The following is a 5134-nucleotide window of genomic DNA, read 5'->3' as shown; positions in this document are numbered from 1 at the left end:
AAAACATTTTGAGAAAAATACCGTCAAAAATGTTATCGAACAACTACCAGAATTTAAAAAAATCTAATGCATATAAGTAAGTTGGAGTAAAAATCCCAGTCGATGTGAGCTGTACCCCAAATGTTAGGTAATCATCCGACATTTAAAGGGGGCAGTTCATTACGTCTGGGAAAAGTGGCTTACCAGGCTGAAAAGTCGCGTCGGGGCGTTGTAGGTCGAGCCTCAAACCACACTGGAAAAAACGGGTTGTAACTGACTGAGGGCATTGGGAAAATCGGTGTCCGGCGGTCAACGTCGCAATGGAATGCGTTGTTGCGGATAATAATTTCCTGGGAAAACTGGTAACAGAAGGGTGTGCAATAGCTGCTCCGTGTCGAGCCAAAGTGGCAGAAAAAGTCCTGGAGGTAGGCGTTAAGGCGGGTATAACCGGAATAGTAGCAAAGGAAATCGCTGATAAGATTTCTTCAGAAGACTTAGACCATCTGATTATGCTTCAGATGATGGGAAATGATGAAATCACAAAGAGTTACCTAAATACACTTCAGGATAAATACACTCAAGTTGTTGATCCAGCTAATCTGCCAACACATACAGGTGGTAATCAGTCTGACGATATAAGGAAATACCCTAATCATACCGGTGGAAACCAACAGTTAGAGCCGGGTAGTATACCGAACCATACAGGCAATGGGGAAAACCAGTCTGGTGTTGCGTCAAATCATACCGGTAATACGGAAGGTAAGCCGGATACTGGCGGGAATACTACAACTACACCGATTCCGGGAGAGCCAAATAAAGATGACTTAGCTTATCTGGCTCTGAAAGGAAAAGAAGCCCAAGAGGCAGCAGGGAAATTAGGCTTTGATCGGAGAATCGCTCCTCCTAAAGCACCATTTAACTCACATGGGCAACCTGTATTTTTTGATGGTAAAACCTATATTACTCCCGATGTTGATAGCCATAATGTTACTAATGGTTGGAAAATGTTTGACCGTAGAGGCAAGCGAATAGGGACTTACGATAGTGATCTGAATAGAATTAAGGACTGATTAATGTTTGGTATATTTCCCGGTGATGCACCTATCAGAGTAAACAATGAGCTAGTTCTGCCCGCGACAATTATTATTGATACGTTTACAGAAGCAGTTCACATACCTTTATCTTATTGGAGCTTTGAGGATTACAAGCGGAGTTGGCGAGCTTCTCTTGAGGAGGGTATACACAGTAAAAAGCCTGTGGCGCTAGCTGTATCAATGTATGAGCCCGATTACACAAATTTTATATTTGTTTGGGTCATATATTTTGCAGGTGAGGAGGTTTTCTTGCAAAATAGCATCCTCTTTTTAGATGAATGTCCAGGTTTTACTCCAGAGAAGATAAATAACTTTATAGAGTCGCGTACTACGCACAATGAAGACGGAATGAAAATATCTGAATGGAATACTGATCTAAATAGCATTATAGATTTTTATAACAGTCTTAGAATTAATACAGAATCCCAGTCTTGAGTTAGGATTTTTACTTTATTATCCACTAAATTATAGCGGATAATAATGCCCTTAGCATGGGAAGTTTGTTTGGTTCCGAAGGCGCTAAACATTTTGAAGGAGCGGGGTCGCTGGCTCAAAAGATGGCTCAATCCGGGGCAACACCCGAAGAAATCAACGCAGCCTTAACTCACTACCTCAAAGGACAAGTCCCTGAGGGTCAAGACCCGGCAAAAGGTCTGATTATTGCGTGGGGGAACTTCTTTGGTGTTCCGTTAGATGTCGTGTTATCAAATGAGCAGATGACGCCACAGAAAGCGGCGGAAATTGTTGCCGGAGGGATACCTACCAGTGAAGCGAAGCTGATACAGTTTGCAGCAGCTAAAATGTATTTGTCTTTGAATAAATATCAAGAGGTGTCATCTGGCTCAGAAAAAACATCAAGAAACTTTAATAAAGATAGTGCTATAACAGATAGTGAATCGGGAGGATACTCATCCTATGATAAATTTAGAAAATCTAATACTGAATGGAATTGGCCACCTAAATTAGGATTTGCTGAACCCCCGAAAGAAGATGTTTTAGCTGTAGGTACTAGACTGGATAGATATGGTAGTGCAAATGGGGCGTTTTTGTCTCCCAAAGGCGTTCCTTATGAAAATCGAGCACTGGCTCCTGGTTCTAAAGCAGGAAAATACCATGAATATGAAGTAATTAAACCACTTCCGGTACTGCAAGGCAAAATTGCGCCAGCGTTTGATCAGCCTGGAGGAGGAGTTCAGATATTGCCGAATTTCCCTGAGAGAGTAAATGTTGATTGGCTTATAAAAAATGGATATGTAAAGGAAGTAAAGAATGCTAACTACAAATGAAATACAGGAAAAAGTGTGGTCTTTAGGTGCTAAGATTAATGCACCTAAATCAATGTTGATAGTTTATTCAGAGCCTGTTGGTGATGGTTCTGGGTATATAGTTATTGATAATAATCAATATCATATTATTTACTCTGAAAGAGGATATGAAATATTTAGGCAAACAACTGAAGATGTAAATGAGCTGCTATATTGGATAATGGAAAGTGTAGCTAGCCAAATGGCATCTGAATATGAATTAAAGAATAGGAATGATGAAAATAAAGACTTTCGTAGAGCTTATTTTGAAAAAGAGCTAGAAATATTAGGTGTATTAGATAAAAAGTGGGTATTAAAAGCCAAGAAAAAAATTGAGGAAATATTAGAAAGATCACCATATGTAGACAATAGTGGTAGACAATAATCATCTAAGCGTTGACCAGAATCGTTCAAGGAGCGAGGAACTGGTTAATTGTCAGGGGGATACCAGTTGCCGTTCTGCCGTTAGGGATAAATATCGGCAGGAGTATGACAAGGTGTAGTATCAGGAGCTGTTGCTGAAGCCATTGGTGCGGGTTCTGGTGCAATAAGCTCTGAAATTGCGGGCAGTACAGTAGAAGAGAAGTTAAATAAAAACTGGAGTAAAAAATGAAATCTACGATTGTTTTTCCATATTTATTGTTTTTTCTGACTCTATCCACTATTGCATCGTTATTTACTACAACCTTACTTATAAGATTTGTCGTCGGAATGATTGCTTATTATCAATTTGGCGAAATAGACTTTAGTCTTAATGATGTTATATATGCTGCTAAAGTGGGTATTGCAGGAGGGATACCTTTAGGTATTGGAGCGTCGATTTTAGCTAACCTAAAAGAAAGCAAAGAGAAATTTCCCCCTTCCGGTTCTTAGCAAATAAGAATTCTGGCCTTCTGGTCAGGATTGTTGTGGAGAATAATGCACTAAGCTTGCCAAAAGGGCTGGCGGATTACGGTCGGTCAGCATCCAGTCTGGCTACCGCGATGCTAAATGAAGGTAAATCTCCTCAAGAGATTTCGGCGGCGTTGTCAAAACATGCCAAAGGTGATCACCCGGAAGGTCAAGATCCGGTAAGAGGATTGTTAGTCGCTTGGGGTGCAGGTGCTTCTGCTGTGGGAGGCACTATAGTTGGCTCTATTACTGGGGCCGCCGCAGTCATTGGTGGAGGTATTTTAGGCGGAGCAACCGATGTCACCAAACAGTTTTTAACGTTGAAACCAGGAGAACACTATAGTGCAACAGATACACTGATAGCGGTAGGAACTGGCGCATTAACTCAAGGTAAAGGAACACTATTTAGCACCCTTGTGAATACAGGAGGCGCTTATTTAGGAAGTAAAGTTAAAGGGGAAGCTCCTACAACCTCAATGTTAGGTAATGCCGTTGGTACTGTAATTGGTAATAAAGTGGGGGGAAGTTTACCAATGAAATGCTTTCTAAAGGTTATTCTAATAAAGCTTCCGAGATTGGTGGGGAAATTATGCTGGAGTTGCAACAGATTACATTGTAGAAGAAGGTATAAAGAAAACACGAGGAAGAAAAAAATAAACAATAAAAGGAGCGTTATTTTTAGACTGAAACAATTTATCTATTTAATCTTGGGATGGGGAATAGTTTTTTCAGTGTGTTGTATGATTAGCATTCCTTTAGCGTACCTGATTATCTTTTTTAAAGAGGGGTATTTTCTTTTAGACATTCAACCCGCTATTAGTGGATTAAAATTCAGTATAAAAGTCGGCGGTAGTGGTGGAGCAATATTTGGATTTTTTATATGTTTGTTTAGTTTAATAGAAGAATTTTACAAGAAATTTTCTTCATTAAACAAAAATAAGGAGGAAAAATAATAAAATGTCTATTGTCGAGAATAATGTACTGGCAGATGTCTTAGCAGCAAATAAGAAACGGTGGTTAATTATATTTATTTACTTATATCTTACATGCTCGGAAGTTCGTTAGCAATCATATTTGTACAATTGCTTATCGAATGGTTTTTTATTGACTACCTTTTGAAATTTTTAAAGATAATATTTTGTTATGTTTTAAAAGAGGCTGAGTAGGAAGAGCCATCGGTGGAATAGATTGTTGGTTTATGTGCTATCGCCAATATAAATCACAGTCCCAAATGAAATCAATATCCAGCTTTTATTCTTTCCCGAAAAAAAGAATAAACACCTTTATTTTACATTATCCTTTTAGTTTTCACTTCATTATTTGTAATCACTGACTTAATACTAGGTTATTACATATATACCCGTTATTTTTCAAGCTGCTGCTTTGTTGGCTGTGTTCACTTGCCGCCGCACTGCAACTTGAAATCTATTGGGTATATGCTCCCGGGGATTCACTCCCTTGCTGTCACGATGCATTTTGAAATCCATAGGGTATAAATTATTCGTAAAAACTAAAACCATACAATTAAATATATTTTCAACATAAAAATCAATAAAATAAAAATAGCAATAGTGGAAAGAAAATACTGAGAAATAACTTACATAGCAATTATCACTTGCCTTGTTTTACCATAAAAATAATCCGGTATAAATATATACCGGATTATCACACCAATATTAAATTAGTCAATAGCGCTTAATATTTTTGTATTATTGCCCCTCCCCGTCACCGTCAATTGCCAACGCCATATTCAGAGCCTGAGCTAACCCAATGCGATTCTCATTATCCTCCAATAAACTAAAATGGTTACCCGGAACAGCAATCAACCGCAGTAAAGTATCAGGCATCACCTGTTCCCAGCCGAGC

6 protein-coding genes and 1 pseudogene are annotated in these 5134 nt (G+C 38.8%); all 7 read left to right on the top strand.

What is annotated here, in order from left to right; all coding sequences use genetic code 11:
* Positions 1-120 precede the first annotated feature (120 nt).
* The gene (locus tag EAE89_RS24075; protein WP_262500100.1) at positions 121-252 is read left to right on the top strand and encodes a hypothetical protein; all 132 of its coding nucleotides are present in this window, start codon (positions 121-123) and stop codon (positions 250-252) included.
* A gap of 59 nt (positions 253-311) precedes the next feature.
* Positions 312-1049, top strand: a pseudogene (locus EAE89_RS22145) (toxin C-terminal domain-containing protein); the annotation flags it as partial.
* A 3-nt stretch (positions 1050-1052) separates the two neighbouring features.
* The gene (locus EAE89_RS22140) at positions 1053-1508 is read left to right on the top strand and encodes a hypothetical protein (RefSeq protein ID WP_149617571.1); all 456 of its coding nucleotides are present in this window, start codon (positions 1053-1055) and stop codon (positions 1506-1508) included.
* Positions 1509-1564: 56 nt separating this feature from the next.
* Positions 1565-2359 (top strand): TNT domain-containing protein, encoded by a 795-nt coding sequence (locus EAE89_RS22135; RefSeq protein ID WP_214086594.1) that lies wholly within the window; start codon positions 1565-1567, stop codon positions 2357-2359.
* Positions 2343-2762: an Imm63 family immunity protein gene (locus EAE89_RS22130; protein ID WP_214086593.1), complete on the top strand. Its 420-nt coding sequence runs from the start codon at positions 2343-2345 to the stop codon at positions 2760-2762. The genes EAE89_RS22135 and EAE89_RS22130 overlap by 17 nt, the downstream gene beginning before the upstream one ends.
* 224 nt (positions 2763-2986) lie before the next feature.
* On the top strand, positions 2987-3250 hold the full coding sequence (locus EAE89_RS22125) for a hypothetical protein (protein WP_214086592.1): 264 nt from the start codon (positions 2987-2989) through the stop codon (positions 3248-3250).
* A 35-nt stretch (positions 3251-3285) separates the two neighbouring features.
* On the top strand, positions 3286-4221 hold the full coding sequence (locus EAE89_RS23835; RefSeq protein WP_244866699.1) for a hypothetical protein: 936 nt from the start codon (positions 3286-3288) through the stop codon (positions 4219-4221).
* The last annotated feature ends 913 nt before the right edge of the window (positions 4222-5134 follow it).

The sequence above is a fragment of the Photorhabdus heterorhabditis genome, assembly GCF_018448905.1.
Taxonomy (GTDB): domain Bacteria; phylum Pseudomonadota; class Gammaproteobacteria; order Enterobacterales; family Enterobacteriaceae; genus Photorhabdus; species Photorhabdus heterorhabditis.
This window is presented reverse-complemented; position numbering and strand designations above follow the sequence as displayed.

What these genes read in the sequence shown, in the direction of transcription:
- EAE89_RS22135 (WP_214086594.1), top strand. Translation starts at nt 1,565, where the DNA reads ATGGGAAGTTTGTTTGGTTCCGAAGGCGCTAAACATTTTGAAGGAGCG.
- EAE89_RS24075 (WP_262500100.1), top strand. Translation starts at nt 121, where the DNA reads ATGTTAGGTAATCATCCGACATTTAAAGGGGGCAGTTCATTACGTCTG.
- EAE89_RS22140 (WP_149617571.1), top strand. Translation starts at nt 1,053, where the DNA reads ATGTTTGGTATATTTCCCGGTGATGCACCTATCAGAGTAAACAATGAG.
- EAE89_RS22125 (WP_214086592.1), top strand. Translation starts at nt 2,987, where the DNA reads ATGAAATCTACGATTGTTTTTCCATATTTATTGTTTTTTCTGACTCTA.
- EAE89_RS22130 (WP_214086593.1), top strand. Translation starts at nt 2,343, where the DNA reads ATGCTAACTACAAATGAAATACAGGAAAAAGTGTGGTCTTTAGGTGCT.